This window comes from Thalassospira permensis NBRC 106175 (genome assembly GCF_000714555.1).
Taxonomy (GTDB): domain Bacteria; phylum Pseudomonadota; class Alphaproteobacteria; order Rhodospirillales; family Thalassospiraceae; genus Thalassospira; species Thalassospira xiamenensis.
This window is the reverse complement of record NZ_AUNC01000008.1, coordinates 1-17,741: the sequence shown is the minus strand read 5'-3', so window position 1 is coordinate 17,741 and position 17,741 is coordinate 1. Positions and strand designations below refer to the sequence as shown.

14 protein-coding genes are annotated in these 17,741 nt (G+C 56.2%); 4 read left to right on the top strand and 10 right to left on the bottom strand.

What is annotated here, in order from left to right; all coding sequences use genetic code 11:
- Positions 1–52 precede the first annotated feature (52 nt).
- The 5 genes from SMB34_RS05555 to SMB34_RS05535 all read right to left on the bottom strand — a co-directional run bounded on the left by SMB34_RS05555 (position 53) and on the right by SMB34_RS05535 (position 6,807).
- A complete protein-coding gene (locus tag SMB34_RS05555) occupies positions 53–1,819 on the bottom strand; it encodes an OpgD/OpgG family glucan biosynthesis protein (RefSeq protein WP_240478754.1) in 1,767 nt (588 codons plus the stop codon).
- Positions 1,820–2,159: 340 nt separating this feature from the next.
- Positions 2,160–3,758: a gamma-glutamyltransferase family protein gene (locus SMB34_RS05550; RefSeq protein ID WP_037988303.1), complete on the bottom strand. Its 1,599-nt coding sequence runs from the start codon at positions 3,756–3,758 to the stop codon at positions 2,160–2,162.
- Between the two features lie 18 nt (positions 3,759–3,776).
- On the bottom strand, positions 3,777–5,297 hold the full coding sequence (locus SMB34_RS05545; RefSeq protein WP_007088644.1) for a tripartite tricarboxylate transporter permease: 1,521 nt from the start codon (positions 5,295–5,297) through the stop codon (positions 3,777–3,779).
- 17 nt (positions 5,298–5,314) lie between these two features.
- A complete protein-coding gene (locus SMB34_RS05540) occupies positions 5,315–5,854 on the bottom strand; it encodes a tripartite tricarboxylate transporter TctB family protein (RefSeq protein WP_240478753.1) in 540 nt (179 codons plus the stop codon).
- Between the two features lie 8 nt (positions 5,855–5,862).
- Positions 5,863–6,807, bottom strand: a complete 945-nt coding sequence (locus SMB34_RS05535; protein ID WP_051682140.1) for a tripartite tricarboxylate transporter substrate binding protein — start codon at positions 6,805–6,807, stop codon at positions 5,863–5,865.
- A gap of 238 nt (positions 6,808–7,045) precedes the next feature.
- Here SMB34_RS05535 and SMB34_RS05530 point away from each other — a divergent pair, with 238 nt between their 5' ends.
- Entirely contained in the window at positions 7,046–7,879 is an 834-nt protein-coding gene (locus SMB34_RS05530; protein ID WP_037988410.1) for a sulfite exporter TauE/SafE family protein, read from the top strand.
- Between the two features lie 113 nt (positions 7,880–7,992).
- Complete coding sequence (locus SMB34_RS05525; protein WP_007088640.1) at positions 7,993–8,664, top strand: FadR/GntR family transcriptional regulator; 672 nt, start codon at positions 7,993–7,995, stop codon at positions 8,662–8,664.
- A gap of 19 nt (positions 8,665–8,683) precedes the next feature.
- Here the strand turns inward: SMB34_RS05525 and SMB34_RS05520 are convergent, their stop codons facing one another.
- The 5 genes from SMB34_RS05520 to SMB34_RS05500 all read right to left on the bottom strand — a co-directional run bounded on the left by SMB34_RS05520 (position 8,684) and on the right by SMB34_RS05500 (position 13,638).
- Positions 8,684–9,439: an aspartate/glutamate racemase family protein gene (locus SMB34_RS05520; RefSeq protein WP_037988300.1), complete on the bottom strand. Its 756-nt coding sequence runs from the start codon at positions 9,437–9,439 to the stop codon at positions 8,684–8,686.
- Complete coding sequence (locus SMB34_RS05515) at positions 9,436–10,263, bottom strand: ABC transporter permease (RefSeq protein WP_037988298.1); 828 nt, start codon at positions 10,261–10,263, stop codon at positions 9,436–9,438. Before SMB34_RS05515 ends, SMB34_RS05520 begins: the two co-directional genes overlap by 4 nt.
- A gap of 1 nt (position 10,264) precedes the next feature.
- Positions 10,265–11,110, bottom strand: coding sequence for an ABC transporter permease (locus tag SMB34_RS05510; RefSeq protein ID WP_223304904.1), 846 nt, complete (start codon positions 11,108–11,110; stop codon positions 10,265–10,267).
- A 98-nt stretch (positions 11,111–11,208) separates the two neighbouring features.
- Positions 11,209–12,525, bottom strand: coding sequence for an ABC transporter substrate-binding protein (locus SMB34_RS05505; protein ID WP_037988295.1), 1,317 nt, complete (start codon positions 12,523–12,525; stop codon positions 11,209–11,211).
- Between the two features lie 27 nt (positions 12,526–12,552).
- Positions 12,553–13,638, bottom strand: a complete 1,086-nt coding sequence (locus tag SMB34_RS05500; RefSeq protein WP_037988293.1) for an ABC transporter ATP-binding protein — start codon at positions 13,636–13,638, stop codon at positions 12,553–12,555.
- A gap of 315 nt (positions 13,639–13,953) precedes the next feature.
- Between SMB34_RS05500 and SMB34_RS05490 the strand changes: the two genes are divergently transcribed.
- Together SMB34_RS05490 and SMB34_RS05485 are read left to right on the top strand one after the other, a co-directional pair.
- The gene (locus tag SMB34_RS05490; RefSeq protein WP_037988289.1) at positions 13,954–14,685 is read left to right on the top strand and encodes a GntR family transcriptional regulator; all 732 of its coding nucleotides are present in this window, start codon (positions 13,954–13,956) and stop codon (positions 14,683–14,685) included.
- A 609-nt stretch (positions 14,686–15,294) separates the two neighbouring features.
- Positions 15,295–16,872 carry an aldehyde dehydrogenase (NADP(+)) gene (locus tag SMB34_RS05485; protein ID WP_037988288.1) on the top strand — a complete coding sequence of 526 codons (1,578 nt, stop codon included), beginning with the start codon at positions 15,295–15,297 and terminating at the stop codon, positions 16,870–16,872.
- Positions 16,873–17,741 lie beyond the last annotated feature (869 nt).

The following is a 17,741-nucleotide window of genomic DNA, read 5'->3' as shown; positions in this document are numbered from 1 at the left end:
AAGCGAAACGCAATACGCGGCCAAATGTGCCCAACCGGAATTGCCGCAGGCATCAAAATACCCACGGCATGGTCCATGTCTCGCTCAGCACCCTGTCATCATATTGCAGGAAGGCGCGCAGATTTGAACTTTGGGCTTCGCCAGTTCCAATCAGGTCAAACATCACGCGAACACCACCGTTCTCCGGGTCTTTCATAAGGCGGATATTACGGATTTCAGCATTCGATGCACTGATATTGGCCTGGAGGTTATCAAGATCGGACAGATAATATTCAAGCTCTTCACCCGCAAAATTCAGGATGAAACGGGTTGCCGCCTGCGCATCATCACCACCGGACGGAATATGCATGATACGCGTGTCTGTTGCCTGTGAAAGCTTGTGCAGATCGCTGCCATCCTGTGTTGCCGCAATCTGATATTCAACGGTCAACTCGCTTCCGGCTTCGGGCTTGTTCTGCGGCACCCAGAACGCAACGATATTGTCATTGCTTTCGCTCGGGCTTGGAATTTCGACCAGTTCGACATGGCCTTTGCCCCAATCGCCCTTTGGCGTCACCCAATAGCCGGGCTGCTGGTCAAAACGGGTATCAAGGTCCTGATAATGATCGAAGTTCCGGTCACGTTGCAGAAGCCCGAAACCACGCGGATTTTCATCAAGGAACGAACTGATCTGCAAGTTGGCCGGGTTATCAAGCGGCCGCCAAAGCCATTCGTTTTTGCCGTTATTGATCAAAAGACCATCACTTGAATGCACTTCGCCACGGTAATCGTCATAGCGACGGCGCTTCTGCTCTCCATAAAGGAACATGCTGTTCAAGGGTGCAAGACCGATCTTTTCAACGCGATCGCGGAAAAACAGGGTGCTGCTGACATCGACTTTGCTGTTGTCGCCCGGGCGAATGTCGAACCGATAGGCACCGGTTACGCGCACACTATCAAGAAGCGCAAATACCGTGATCGTACGCTCGCCTTCTTTGGGCGCAACGATCCAGAATTCACGAAATACAGGGATTTCTTCGCCGGACGGACCGGCAAGATCAATGGTCAGGCCGCGCGCCATCTGCCCGGCAACCTGATCACGTCCCTGAATGCGGAAATAGGAAGCGCCAAGGAAGGTCGCCAGTTCATCGCTGCCTGCAACATTACCCAGCGGATAACGCAGACGGAAACCGGCATATCCCTGTGTGGAGAAATCATTACCCGAAAGGCCGGTCTCGCCAAAATCAAACAGCCCCGCCGAATACGGCACAGCCTGCACCTGACCTTCACGAATAAGGTTTATGGCAACCGGCACGTCATACATGTTGCCCGGATGATAAAGGTCCAGTGCGAAACCCGAATTCGCCTGACTGAAAAATGCTTTCTCGGATTTAAAGCGGATCTTCGCGTAATTATCGGAGCTAAGATTTGCCAGTGCTTCGGGCAGCTCACGATGCGGGTTCTCGAACGGTTGCTTTGCAAGATTGCGCGCCCGCTCGATCACCTGTGCGGGATCAAAGGCCACTGGCACGGAAACCGCCGGTTTTTCAGCCGTCTCTGGTGCCGCCGCACCCTCAGCAGGTTGCACAGGATTTTCAGCAGAATTATCAGCAGGGGTTTGGGCACCATCCGCCGCCGGCTCTGTGCTTTCTGCTGCCGGGCTGGCCGTCTCGGCCTGCACGGGTACAGCAGGCTGCTCGCCTGACGAAGTTTCGGTCGTGGTGCTGCTATCCTGCGCGTGTACCGGGCCACTCGCCCCAAACGTTAAAAACCCCGCCAGCGCAACCGCAAGCAGAGCATGAACCGAGACACTGGTGACACGCTTTTGAAATCTGTACATATTTCCCGTCTGAGTTTTCCAACTGATCGGCGATTTTCCCGCCAAAGATGTTTTGCTTAAAGAACGGGGCAGCAATGTGACAGCATATTGATAAGAATCCGGTGCTGCCAGCATTTCAAATTCCGCATCTTGCGTCTTTACGCTTTTCCGGCCCAGACTCAAAGCAGCATTTTTGCATGGGCTATCCCCCTGAATTGCGGTGATTTCCATCTTGACGAACCGAAAAACATTAGCAGATCAAAATATCGGATTTTCATAAGAATTAAGGCCGGTCAAATTAATGACCGGCCTTTGCACCAGATGAATTAAGGGGAGCTCATCTGAATTGAGGATGGGAAGATTAATATCCGACGGCACAACCATCTTTTCGCGGATCAGAACCGGCAACATAACCGGCATCGGTTTTCGCGATAAGCTGCGCACCACCAAAACCGAAATTGGTGCTGTCGGGGGCCTCAACCTTGATATCATGCCCCTTGGCTTTCAGGGCCTCGATCACATCCGCCCCGACCGAGGCCTCAACGGCAACTTCAAGCCCCGAAAGCGCCTGCCAGCGCGGCGCATCTGCCGCCGTTTGCGGGTCCTGCCCCCAAAGCTGGGTGCGAAGCGTCATCTGCAAATGGCCCTGTGACTGCATCGGGCCGCCCATCACGCCAAAACTCATGACCGGGTTGCCGTCGTCCCCCATCAGGAAACCCGGAATGATCGTCTGGAACGGGCGTTTTCCGCCTGCCACCTGATTGGGATGACCGTCTTTCAGGGTGAAACCGAAACCACGGTTTTGCAGGCTGATTGATGTGCCCGGCACGACAACACCGGATCCGAAACCCATATAGTTCGACTGGATGAACGACACCATCATGCCGCTTTCATCCGCCGCCGTGACATAGACCGTGCCACCATGCTTGGGCGCACCCGCCTTGAAATCCTGCGCCTTGTTGGCATCAATCAATGCCGCACGCGATTTCAGATAATCATCGGACAGCAGATGTTCGACCGTCACGTCACGCATGTGATCCAGATCGGCGACATATTCATGCATATCCGCAAAGGCGAGCTTCATCGCCTCGATCTCAAGATGCAGGGCCTCGACCGAGTCCGGTGCATGATCGGCAATGTTGGTATGACGCAAAATACCCAGCGCAATCAGGGCCGAAATCCCCTGTCCGTTTGGCGGGATTTCATGCAGCTTGACCTTGCCAAAGCTTTGCGAAATCGTTCCGACCCAGTCGGTTTTATGATTTCCAAGGTCCTCTTCGGTCAGGACCGCACCATTTTCCTTGGCAAAAGCCGCAATTTTGGCCGCCAGCCGCCCGCGATAGAAACTCTCGCCACCGGTCTCTGCGATATCTGTCAGGCTTTCCGCAATCGCACGGTTGATGAACAATTCACCCGCCTTCGGTGCCTTGCCACCGGGCAGAAACGCCTCGGCAAAGCCCGGTTGCTTGCCCAAAAGATTGCCGCCCTTTTCCCAAAGGGTTGCAATGATCGGGGAGACGGCAAAACCACGGCTGGCATATTCGATGGCTGGCTCGAACAGTTTTTCAAACGGCAGTTTGCCAAACTTGTCGGAAATTTCGCGCCAGGCCGAAACGGCCCCCGGTACGGTCACAGATTCCCAGCCGCGCTGCGGCATGGCATCCGCCCCGGCAAAGCGTTCCGGCGACCATGCCGCGGGCGCACGACCCGATGCATTAAGCCCATGCAGCTCCTTGCCATCCCAGATGATCGCATAGGCATCCGAACCAAGCCCATTGCCCGTCGGCTCAAGCACCGTCAATGCGATGGCAGATGCCAGCGCAGCATCGGCGGCATTCCCGCCCGCCAGCAACATGCGCAAACCGGCCTGTGCGGCCAATGGCTGGGATGTCGATACAACATTGCGCGCAAGCACCGGCGAGCGGCGTGAGGCATAAAGCGCGTCATGACGAAGTTTCATTGGAGTCTCCTGATCGGCTTAATCGCCGTCCTGTTCATCGGTGGCGGGACGGTTCTTTTTGCGCATTTTAAGGATGGAACGGACACTGAAGATAACCGACAGCAACGCCGCCGCCAGAAGGACGGCTGAAATCGGTCGGGTAAAGAAAGTCATCCAGTCCGGATCACTCATCAATGCGCGGCGTAAATTGGTTTCGGCAATCGGCCCCAGGATCACACCCAGCACCAGCGGTGCCAGCGGATAATCAAGGCATTTAAGGCCATAACCAACCAGACCGATAATCCCCAGAAGATACAGGTCCGTCACACGGTTATTAAGCGCAAACGCCCCAATAACGCAGCAAATGATGACGGTCGGCACGATGAACTGTTTGGGAATGTCGGTCACCCGCAGGAACAGGCGCATGGAAGCAACACACACCACCAGCATCATCAGGCTTGAAACGATCATGGCAATGAACATGCCATAGGCCAGATCGGCATGATCCATGATCAGGCGCGGACCAACCGAAATCCCATGCACCATAAGCGACGCCATCAGAATAGCATCAACCGCAGACCCCGGAATGCCAAGCGCAATCATCGGGATCAGACCACCACCCGCCGTGGCAGAATTCCCTGCCTCGGACGCAACCACACCATCGGCACAGCCTTCACCGAATTTTTCCGGATTTTTGGAACTGCGTTTGGCCTGATCATAGGCCAGCAGGTTGGCGATGGATCCACCCGCACCGGGCAGGGCCCCAATCAGCACCCCGATCATCGATGACCGGAACAGATTGACCGGTGCCATCAGGACTTCGCGCATGACTTTCCATGTCTTGAAGTCGATCACATCGGGGATCAGCGCCTGATTGGCCTTCTTGCCATGAATTTCGACTTCGCTCAGAAGCTGGCTGATCGCGAAAATACCAATCAGCACGACAAGGAACGGCAAGCCGGGCATCAGAAGATCGGTATCAAAGGTCAGGCGCGATTTGCCCATCATCGGGTCCGGGCCGATGGTCGCAATACCAAGGCCAATGACGCCCGCGATCAAACCACGGATTAACGAATTCCCGACAAGGCTTGCGACAATCGTCAGTGCAAAGACGATCAGCGCGAAATATTCCCACGGGCCAAGCTTGACCGCAATCAGCGCCAGCGGCGGAGCGGCAACGATCAGAACGATGGTCGAAATCACCGTCCCAAAAAACGATGCCCATACACCCAGTGAAAGGGCCCGGCCCGGTTCCCCCTTGCGCGCCATCGGAAAGGCATCAAAGGTTGTCGCAACCGAACTTGGTGTTCCGGGAATCCCCAGAAGGGCAGCACTGATCAGGCCACCGGTATACCCACCAACATAAACCGACAGCATCACCGAAACACCCTGCAACGGTTCCATCGCAAAGGTCAGCGGCAGCGTCAGAATGATTGCCATTGTCACGGTAAAACCGGGGATGGCCGCGGCAACAATCCCGGCAACCGACCCGATCAGCATGTATGTCAGGGTATCAAAGGCAAATACCTGATGGGCCCCGGCAAGAAACGCATCCAGCATAATTTAAACTTTCCCGCCTAACCCGCGAACAGAACGCCGCGCGGTAAGAACACATTGAAAACTTCTGCAAACAGCAGGTTCAACCCGACCGAAAAAATCAGGGCGGCGATGATGGACTGCATGACCGTGCGTCGCGAAACATCCGCAATCATCAATTGCGCAATCAGCAGAAAGACAAAACTTGCAAGCGAGAACCCGGTCCACGGCAGAACACCAAGATAAACCGCGAACAGGACAAACAGACCGATGGCGACCCGACGCACATAAAGCCACTGGGTAAAGGCAGCCCCCACACCCGCAAGACCACCCGCACGCACGATTTCAATGATCGAACGAACAGCCGCAATCAGGCAAAGCACCGCCAGCAGCGCAAAAACAAGTTTCGGAAACGTGCCCGCCCCCAGCGGTTCCCAGCGTGACGTCGGCAAACCGGCCGCCATCGAGGACAGAACAACAGAAACGCCACCAAAAACGATATAGGAGATCAGCCGCGCCAATTCGGTGCGGGCGCGCGAAGCAGCGGATACACCTGTATCCGCTGCTGCTGCCTCCGTCACCTTGACGGTCATCCTTCGAGCTTGCCGACAAGCTTCGCGATGGTCGCATTAAGCTTTTCAAGATAGGCGCTGTATTTTTCCTGACCATAGAACACCGGATCGGCACCGGCATTTTTCATCAGCTTGATCACGTCTTCGCGCTGCATGACCTTTTCGATATGGGCTTCAAGCGCATCAACGGTTTCCTGCGGCGTGCCTTTCGGCAGAACCACACCACGCGTGATCACCAGCTCCGCATCCATGCCAAGTTCCTTAAGCGTCGGAACATCGGGTGCATCGTCGGTACGTTCTGCGGTGCCAACGGCGGCATAAACCAGATCACCATTGTCGACGAACTGCTTGGCCGACGAAATATCACCAATGGCGATATCGATGTTGCCACCCATCAGGGCACGGATACGCTCACCGGTATCGGTATAACCGACATAGGAAAACTGAAGCCCCATGGCTTCTTCGATCATCGCGATATGAACATGCGGAATCCCGCCCAGCGTCACACCGGCGCGAACGGCACCCGGATGGGCCTTGGCATAGGCGACCATTTCTTCGAAGTTCGAAAAATTATCGTTCTTCGAAAGCGTCAGATACTGCGGCGATGACGCCACCAGCGCGACGGGGATGAAGCTGTCCCAGTTAAGCTCGGTAATCCCGGTCTGGTTCGATACCAGAAGACCTTCGTGAATCTGCGAAATCGTATAGCCATCTGCCGGACGCTTGGCGAATTCGGCAAGGCCGACATTGCCACCCACGCCGGGCATATTGATGACAGGAATGGCCTGACCGGTTTCTTCGGTAAGGCCCTGTGCAACGATACGCATCAACGTGTCACTGCCGCCACCCGGCCCCCACGGCACAATGAATTCAATCGGTTTTTCGGGATAGCTCTGCGCCTGCGCGGGTGCGGCAAAGGCAGCAGCCATCAAACCGGCGGCTACGGCAATCTTGCGGAACATATGTTCTGCCTCCTGATGAGATTTGATACCTGAGTCTGAACCAATTTATATTTGGTTTGTTCATTTTGTCGCCATATTGTTGGCATTCTTGCATTTGGTTCGCAACTATTAAATCTGGTTAATCGTGATTAATTGCCAGATTAAGCTGCTTAATGGCGCAAAACATTTGCCAACTACGACCAATCAGAGTTAGTACCAATACATTCATATAGTCATTATTGGTTTGGATTGGTTCATCATGATTGAAATCGAAGGCACCATGAGCCTGTATCTGCTGTGGGGTGCAGCAATGCTGTTTGCCGGCATCGTCGGCGGCATCATGGCCGGGCTTCTGGGCGTCGGCGGCGGCATCGTCATTGTCCCGGTGCTGTATCATTTCCTGACCACCATGGGTGTCGATGAAAGCCTGCGCATGCAGGTTGCCGTTGCCACGTCGTTAACGACGATTATCGCCACCGCGATTTCATCCACCCGAAGCCACTACAAAAAGGGTTCGGTTGATATCGCCCTGCTCAAACACTGGGGCCCGGCAATTGTCGTCGGTGTTCTGATTGGCACCGCGATTGGTGGCTTTGCCGATGGCCGGGTTCTGACCATCGTGTTTGCCGTCGTGGCCCTGCTGGTTGCGGCCAATATGATTCTGGTCCGGGATCGCGAAACCGATACCCAGAAAAACCCGCCCAAATCCGTCTGGGCGATACTGGGTGTGATCGCAGGCAGCCTGTCGGCCATGATGGGCATCGGCGGCGGCACGATCTGCGTACCGGTGCTCAGCTTCCTTGGATATGACATCCGCCGTGCGGTGGGCACATCGGCCGCAATCGGCCTGATCATCGCCCTGCCCGGCACGATTGGTTATGCGATGTCCGGCATCGGTGTGGACGGGCGGCCGCCCTTCTCGCTGGGATATGTGAATGTGCTGGCCGCGGCCCTTCTGATCCCGATGACGGTTCTTTTCGCACCGGTTGGCGCGCGCATCGCGCATTCCATCCCAAGACGCGCACTTCGCATCTGTTTTGGCCTGTTTCTGGCCATCACATCATTGCGCATGTTCTATGATCTGATTTCCTGATATCTGATTGGGATTGATGCTGTTCCGGGCTGATGAAACCGCAAGGGTGCAAAACGCGGGAAGCGACCCGGAACAGATAAGCTTTAAACGTCCAGATAACGATAAAAAACGCCATGAATGACATAGCAACCCAGGACTTGGCAGAAAAGCTGAGAACAAGCTTTGCCGCGGGAGAATTCGTCAAGGACGGGCGCGTCATCGCCGAACGCGAACTGGCCGAACAGCTTGATGTCGGGCGTCGCGCGCTGCGCAAGGCACTCGATCAGCTTGAATCCGACGGCCTGATCTGGCGCCGTCAGGGTCAGGGCACCTTTGTCGGCACCCCACCCACACCACGCCTGCGCAAACTCGAAGGACTGGCCACCCGAACAAGCCCGTTTGAAATCATGGAAGTCAGGCAGGAGATCGAACCCTCCATGGCCCGGTTTGCCGCCCTTCGCGCCTCACAGGCTGATATCGACACCATGCGCACCATGGTCGAAAACGCCGCCAAGGCCCAGAATCAGGGCGAATATGAAAAATGGGATGCGGCATTTCATCAGAAACTGGCCGAAAGTGTCCGCAACACGCTGTTTCTGGCAGTGTTCGAAGCCGTCAGTGCCGTCCGCCGCGAAGCCGCATGGGCGCGTATGCGCGAAAGCAGCCATTCGGATCGCCTGATCAATGACCTAAGCACCCAGCATCGCGAAATCGTCGATGCCATAGAACAGCGCGACCCCAAACGCGCAGAAGACGCCATGCGCCGTCATCTGGTTCAGGTCGAACAGGCGTTAAAGCAAATCTGACCGGAAATTTGATCTTTGATCACGCCACCGGGGCAAACGCGGCAAATATCCCGTCATAGGTTTTGACCGGCGGGCTGGCATAGGCCCCCGCCTTGCTGGTCTGAAGCCCAAGCATCCCCATCGCTTCAATCAGCTTGACCGCCGCACTGACCCCGTCAATCACCGGCACGCCAAGCTCGGCCCGTAAACGGTCGGCAATATCGGTCATCCCGGCACAGCCCAGAACAATCGCCTCGGCACCATCTTCGGCAAGGCAGTTTTCCGCCGAAATTTTCAGCGCCAGATAGGCCATATCCGCATTCTCGCCCTCGAAATCGAGTGTCCGGACACCCGCCGCCCGCACCACACATTGCGAAGATGCCCCATATTTCGACACCAGATGTTCAAGCGGCCGCACCGATACCGCCATCGGGGTGACGATGGCAAAGCGCGATGCAACGATGGCCGCAAACCGAAGGGCCGCCTCGCACAAGCCCATCACCGGTGCCTTGGTCAGGCAGCGCGCAGCATCAACACCGGTATCATCAAAACACGCCACGACATATCCGCTGACCTTCCCGCCCGATGCCCCGTCTGCCTCAAGCCCGCGCATCGCCGCAAGCAACCCGACACTGGCAAACGCCTCGTCATAGTAACCTTCGATACTGGCCGGGCCGAATTGCGGATTAAGCGCCATAACCTCGGTCCCCGGTGCGACAATACGGCGCGCCTGCAAACCAACCTTTTCGGTAAACCCGACCGACATATTGGGATTGATAACCGCGATCCGGGTCATGCCTTTTGCCCCTTGCGATGCCGCAGGATCAGGACCGAACCGAGCGCAATGGCGATCACCACAAACGAAAAGCCCGTCGTCACCGTGCCCAGCGCATAAAGTACTGGCGTCGTCACATTTGTCGTCATCCCGTAAATCTCAAGCGGCAGCGTATTAAGTGCGCCCGCCGTCATCAGGGTCCGGGCAAACTCGTCATAGGACAGGGTAAAGGAAAACATCGCCACACCAATCAGGCTGGGGGCCACCATCGGCAGAACAATATGCCAGATGGTCTGCCAACTGCTCGCACCCAGATCGCGCGCCGCTTCCTCAAAGGACGGATCAAACCGGTTAAACACGGCAAACATGATCAGAAGCCCGAACGGGAAGGTCCATGTCAGATGCGCGCCAAGGGCTGATGTAAACCATTGCGGTTGCCAGCTCACGATATTGAACAGCAATCCGATGCCAAGCGAAATCAGGATCGAGGGCACGATCAGGCTGGCAATCGCCAGATAGAAAATCACGCTGTCCCCCTTGAACCGCTTGCGAAACGCCAACCCCGCCATGAAGGACACCAGAACCGTCACCAACATGACAATCAGGCCAAGCTTGAGAGATCGCAGGAACGATCCGCCAAAATCCCCGACCGCCTGCTGTTCAAACAGGTTGCCGAACCAATGGGCCGAAAACCCATTCATCGGGAAGGTCAGACCACCATTCTCACCCTGAAATGACAGGATAAAGATCGTCAGCATCGGCCCATACAGAAACAGCACAAACAGCGCAAAGAAAGCCGCCAGAAAATAGAAACTTGTCGGACGCTTTTCACGGGTCTTCGCCATCTCAAAGCTCCTTCCTGATATCGACCATGCGCAGCAACGCCGTCACGATCAAAAGCACGGTCACCAGAAGAACCACCGCACTGGCCGCCGCCGCCGGATATTGCAGCAACCCGATTTCATTGGAAATCTGAAGCCCGACCGACGCACTCTGCCCGCCGCTCATCAAACGCACCGTGATGAAATCGCCCATCACGACCGTGATGACAAAGATCGAACCGATTGCAATACCGGGCTTTGATAGCGGCACAATCACGTGGCGCAGGGTTTCAAACCCCGATGCCCCGGCATCACGCGCGGCTTCAATCAGGGAACGGTCAATGCGCATCATCGAATTGAAAATCGGCACCACCATAAACAGGGTGTAAAGATGCACATCCGCCAGAACGACCGCAAAATCCGAAAACAGCAGGAATTCAAGTGGCTCATCAACAATCCCAAGCCCCATCAGGGCCGAATTCAAAAGCCCGTTGCGCCCCAGAAACGGAATCCACGAAATCATGCGAATGATGTTCGATGTCCAGAACGGGATCGTGCACAACATGAACAGGACAATCTGCCATGTCAGGCTGCGCACATGAAACGCCAGGAAATAGGCAACCGTGAACCCGATCAGAAGGGTAAAGCCCCAGGTCAGGGCAGCATATTTGAAGGTATTAAGGTAAATCTGCCAGGTCACCGATGACCCCAGCAGATATTTGTAATTTTCAAAAATGAAGTCGGGCAGAATGCGGTATTCGTCATAATCCCAGAAACTGACGACAATAATCGTCAGCAACGGCACGACCAGAAAGATCGCAAAGATCAGCGCCATCGGCGAGATCAGGAAATACGACGATCGTTTGGACATATCAAACGCCATTGTCTGCCCTTTGAACCGGAAAAATCACCAGGGAAATCAGGATATCGGGCGCAACCGAAGCTGCGCCCGATCAAATTCAGATGCCCTTAGGCAGCGATGAATTCGTTCCACTTGCGGACCATGTGCTTGTTCTCGTCCATGACAGAGTTCCAGCACGCAACCGATCCCATGCGTTCCTCGTACGAACCGCCATCGCGAACCGCACCGGCCTTTTCCATGACCTTGCCATCTGGGCTAAGGATATCGCCCTGGGCTTCCTTGCCTTCCATCCAGAAGCCCCATTCATCTTCGGACATGAATTTCTTGGCGGTTTCCGGGGCTGCGCTGTAATAACCCTGACGGTTAAGATACGCCCCGACCCAGCCCGACAGGTACCAGTCGATATATTCATACGCCGCCTCAAGTTCGAGGCCGGTCAGGTGCTTGGCAAGACCAATGCCACCACCCCATGCACGATACCCTTCCTTAAGCGGCTGGTATTTGCACGCAATGCCTTTGGAACGAACGGCCGCAACCGCTGGCGACCACATCGACTGGATCACGACTTCGCCCGATGCCATCAGGTTGACCGACTCATCGAAGCTCTTCCAGAAGGCGCGGAACTGACCGGCTTTCTTGGCATCGATCATGATCGCAATCGTCTTGTCGATTTCTTCCTGGGTCATGTTGCCCTTGTCACCATAGGTGATTTCGCCCATGGCTTCGCAAACCATGGCCGCATCCATGATCCCGATGGACGGAATGTTCAGGATCGACGCCTTGCCCTTGAAGGCCGGATCAAGCAGATCGGCCCAGCTATTGATCGGACGTTCGATCAGGTCCGGGCGAATGCCCAGCGTATCGGCATTGTAAATCGTCGGAACAAGGGTCATCCACTGGGTCGGTGCAGATGCAAATTCGACACTATCAGCACCTTCAACGAAGCCAACCGTGTGCGGTGCCGTGCCCTGTGCGATCTCGGAATCCGGGGTCAGTTTGCCGTCGATGAACAGCTTGGAGATATACTGATAGTTTTTAAGCTTGGTGGTATCCATCGGCTGCATGGTGCCCGCCGGGAAGACCTTCTTACAGATCCAGTATTCGATATCGGCAATATCAAACGATTTCGGCTGGGTGACCGCACGCTGCGCAACCGCATCGGAATCAAGGGCCGTCATCTGAAGCGTGAAACCAAGGTCTTCCTTAACCTTGTCGGCAACCGCGTTGATGTTTGAAACACCTGTGCCGAACTGGCGCAATGTCACATCCTTGATGTTCTGCGCCCAGATGGTCGGGAAACCGGTGATCGCACCTGAACCAATCGCGACACCGGCAGTCGCAGCCGCCCCTTTAACAAAACCGCGGCGGGTGACTTCCTTGGTCGAAAGCAGGCTTTTCGTCGGTTTGGAATTGTCGGTCGTCATGTGAAGCTCCTGATAAATGATGTTTTTTTAGGCCAGAACATGCGCGTGTTCGGGTTTCCAATAGGCGATGAACTTTTCCTTCCGGCGCACAGGCGCCTGCCGAAATTCGCTTTCGGTCTTCATCAGGGTGATTTCCTTGCCGTCATTGGTCGTCGCCACAATCCGCACCCAAAGGCCGAGATACTCGACCGTTGTGATTTCGACGGGAATCTGACCGTTTTCGGCATCACCGGGCGCTGTTTCACCCAGCCCGATCAGGTCGGTACGAATTGTGAATTCAAGATCCTCGCCCGTAGCTCCATCACCATATCCGGGCAGGAAGAAACTATCGGGACCCCGGGTCAGAAGCGTGCCCGCCGGGCTGCTTTCCGAAACCGTCCCCTTAAAGATATTCTGACCGCCCATGAAATTGGCGATGAAGCGCGAACGCGGCTTGTTGAATATTTCCTCCGGTGTGCCTTTCTGGCGAATGACACCGTCTTCCATCACAACAACCATGTCCGAAAGCGCAAGCGCCTCGTCCTGGGCATGGGTGACATGGACAAACGTGATGCCAAGCTCCTGCTGAAGGCGGCGCAATTCATCGCGCATCCGCGCCCGCAGGAACGGATCAAGGGCCGAAAGCGGCTCGTCAAGCAACAGGACGGAGGGCTGCGTGATCAAGGCACGCGCAAGCGCGATACGCTGTTGCTGACCACCCGAAAGCTGATCGGGCTTGCGATCCGCAAACTTTTCCATATGAACGCGGGCCAGCATTTCCTTGGCCCGTTCATTGCGCTCTGCCGGGGAAATGCCCTGCATCCGCAGGCCGAACGCGACATTTTCCATGCAGGTCATGTGCGGGAACAATGCATAATTCTGGAACATCATGGCCGTGCCGCGCTTGACCGGCGGAAGCTCGGTCACATTGCGATCCCCGATCAGAAGATCACCTTCGCTGATCACCTCATGCCCGGCGATCATGCGCAATGTCGTGGTTTTGCCGCAGCCGGATGGACCAATCAGGCAGCAATAGGCCCCTGCCGGTATTTTGAGGTCGATCGATTTGACTGCGATGGTACTGCCGTAATGCTTACTGACAGCGATCAACTCAATGGCCCCGTTACCCTTCATGCGCCCACCCGTTACTGCATGCAAAATTGTTAACAATCCATATTTTTGATTGTAGGCAAATTGCATGCCACTTTCAGGATCGGCAGTTTTGCGCGACGTTCACCCGAAACCATAGGGCGATGAAACCGGCCAATGCCCGATTCATGCGCAACTTGTGCGCAATTTTTGCACAGCAGCATTCTTTTGATTAAACCGAAGGCAAAGCCGTCGCGACTCATCTAAAAAGACAGTCGCATTTTTTTGTTTTGCAGATCGTCAACAATTTTGTAGAAAAGAATTGACCCCTCGAATGAACAACCGGAAAGATGCGCCGCGATGGCCAACCCCGCACAGCCCACACCCTATAAAGGCAGCGGTAAACTTCGCCCGGAAGAATTGATCTATCAGGAAATGCTTGGCGCCATTCTTGACCGGCGGCTGGAACCGGGCATGAAACTGATCGAAGAAGATCTTGCCAAAACCTTCTCGGTCAGCCGTGCGCGCATCCGGGCCACATTTTTACAGCTCGCACACGACAAACTGATCAATCTGGTGCCCAATCGTGGTGCCTTTATCGCCGAACCGACCATTGACGAGGCCATCGAAGTCTTTTCAGCCCGCCGCATGATCGAGGACGGCGTGGTCCGAAAAATCGCCGCCAACATGACGCCCGACCGCGCAAGTCAGATCCGCGAACATCTGGAACGCGAACATCAGGCCCATCACGATGGCGACCACCGCGCCGCCATCATCCTGTCGGGGGAATTCCACCTGTTGCTGGCCCGCCTTGCCGGCAACCTGGTGATCGAGGAATTTCTGGAACGCCTGATCCTGCGAAGCTCGCTGATCATTGCGATGTATGAAAGCCCGCAACCGGTTGATTGCTCTCACTCGGAACATGAAAGCCTTTTGAACGCCCTTCTGGGCGGCGAACCGGATGTGGCGGCCGCTGAAATGGCCAAACACCTTGATGCCATTCGCGACCGGTTGCAGCTTCAACGCCCCAAACCGGCCAAAACCGATTTCGCCAGCATCTTTGGCCGAAATCCCAAATCGGTTGCCAGCTAATCCGGCCAGTGATGGGTCGGGATTTTCAAATATCAGCACCCGTTATCGGCTTCCGTGAAGTCATGGGGCGGACCACGCAGCTTCCGCCCGAACACGCCAGAAATCCTTGGCCAGAAATCCCTAGCCAGTAATCCTTGGCCGTAATGCGCGGCACAACACAGCGCAGCACTATACGGCACGGGCATACACGCCCGCAGACTACTGACACAGCATTCCCAACCAGATCATCATTCCCACGACGGCGGGAATCCAGTCTGTTTCAATGGGATATGGATTCCGGGTCTGCGCGCCGCTTTGCCCGAAATGACGATTTTGATCCATTCCGGGCTTTGTCAGTAATCTGAATTCTGACGGGCACACACGCCCGTCGCTTTCTCTGACCAAATATAATTGTATAAATTATCCAATAATGCTTAACTGTTTGAATCTCTACTTGCGGCTGCCGATGTCAATTTTGTCATATAATATGATATTTACATCGCCGCCCCGATTTCCTAAGCTGCGCCGAAGAAAACCGCGCAAATCGGGCGTTTGCAGATTACCGCAATCCACGGCCCAACCCTTTGCGCGGTATCATCATACAAACACGCCAACCCCACAGGAGGCTCCATGCTGAATGGACAGCACTATATTGCAGGCGAATGGCTGAACGGTCCGGATGTGTTTCAGGCCGACAATCCGTCGACGGGTGAAAAACTGCCAACAAAGTTCCAGCACGGCACCGAGGAACTGGTGGATCAGGCGGTTCAGGCGGCAAATGCCTGTGCCGAAGAATTTGCGGCGATGCTGCCGGCCAAACGCGCGGCCTTCCTGCGCGCGATTGCCGATGAAATTGATGCACGCGGCGATGAAATCACCGAAATCGGCAATCTTGAATCAGCCCTGCCCGCGGCACGCCTGACCGGCGAGCGCGGCCGCACCGTGGGCCAGTTGCGCTTCTTTGCCGACTGGATCGAAGAAGGATCATGGTTCGAAGCCCGTATCGAAACCGCCCAGCCGGATCGTCAACCCCTGCCAAAGCCCGACATCCGCGTGATGCACAAGGCACTTGGCCCGGTCGGTGTTTTCGGTGCGTCAAACTTCCCGCTGGCATTCTCGACTGCGGGCGGTGACACCGCATCGGCACTGGCTGCGGGTTGCCCGGTCGTGTTCAAGGGCCACGCCGCCCACCCCGGCACGTCCGAAGTCGTTGCCAAGGCCATCGAAGCCGCAATTAAAAAAACCGGCATGCCCAAAGGCGTATTCAGCCTGATCCATGGCGGCACCCGCAAGGTCGGTCAGGCGCTGGTCGCCCATCCGCTGATCAAGGCGGTTGGCTTTACCGGTTCGACCGGTGGCGGTCGTGCGCTGTTTGATATTGCCGTTTCCCGCCCGGAACCGATCCCGTTTTACGGCGAACTGGGCAGCAACAACCCGGTCTTCCTGATGCCCCATGCCATGGGTGCCAAGGCCGTTGAAATCGCCAAGGGCTGGGTCGGCTCGCTCACCATGGGTGTTGGTCAGTTCTGCACCAATCCGGGTCTTTTGATCGCGCTTAAAGGTGCTGATCTTGATGCCTTTGTCGAAACCGCCGCGGCCGAACTGGGTCAGGTTGGCGGTGCCGCCATGCTGACCGACCGCGTTTCAAGCGCCTATCATCATGTCACCGATGCGATGGCCGGTCACGCCAAGGTAACCTGCGCGCTTAAACGCCGCGACAACGACGGCCCGTTCGAAGGCAGCCCGGCGATCTTCCGCACCACGGCTGCCGACTGGCAGGCCAACCCGGAACTGGCCGAAGAAATGTTTGGCCCGGCCGGCATCATTGTCGAATGCGACACACCCGAAGAAATGGTTGCCCTGTCGGCCACCCTGATCGGGCAGTTGACCGCGACCATCCACATGATTGACGCCGATGCCGAACTGGCCGGGAAACTGCGCCCCGCCCTTGAAAAATGTGCTGGCCGCATCCTGATCAATGGCTGGCCAACCGGGGTCGAGGTCTGCCACTCCATGGTGCATGGCGGACCCTATCCGGCCAGCACGGATTCCCGTGCAACATCGGTCGGGTCGCTTGCGATCAAGCGTTTCATCCGCCCGGTCTCCTATCAGGCCTTCCCGGATGCATTGCTGCCCGAAGCCCTCAAGGACGCAAACCCGCTTAACATCCCGCGCCTTGTAAACGGCAAATGGCAGATGCCGAAATAATCCCGGCCACATCAAACAATCTGCAAAGGGCGCGTCACAAAGGCGCGCCCTTCTGCCTTATGAGGCGGTCAAGGACACCCGGATCATCCTGACGGCAATGGCAGGATAGAACGCCAGACTCCGAAAGCACGGCAACAGGCCGGTTTTCCCGTAAGCTGGCTCAATGCCCTGCCCGGCCAAAACACGGGCCTCCAACAGCCCCACCAACGAAAGATCCACTGACAGCCACAGGCTTACCGCCCGCTCCAGTCCCATCCGCCAATGGCATGACCACCGAGCCCCGACAAACCTCGGACCTCCACCATCCTCGCCAGCAGACGGTCCACAACCTCGCTGCCCGCTACGGCCCGTTCCGGCAAATCCATGACCACGAAGCCCGGAAAAACCTCGGCTTCCATCAACGTCGCAACAGACGACCATCAGGCTCAAGGCCTGCTCCACGGCGACTTCCGGCGATGCAGGACTTCCGGCAACTCTGGACAAATCCCGGACTTTCGCCACCCTCGCCGACAGACGGCCTTCTGACGAATGCCCCACCTGTCAACCGCTGACGGATCACGACCCAATGCTGCCCCTGCTGTCTCTTCCGGTAAATCCTCCACAACGAATGGCGATGCGGAACTTCCGGCAACCCTCGACAAATCTCGGGCCTCCAGCAACCACGCCAACTGACGACCCACCGACGGCCAACGACCTCGCTGCCCACTCCGGCCATTTTCGCCAATGCCATGACCACCGACGCCGGACAAACCTCGGGCCTCCAGCAACCGTCGCCGACGGACCACCACCGGCTCGCTGCCCACTTCGGTCACTTTCCGACCACGGCGGTAACCTGCCACCCCGACATCCAGACACACCTCGGGCGTTCG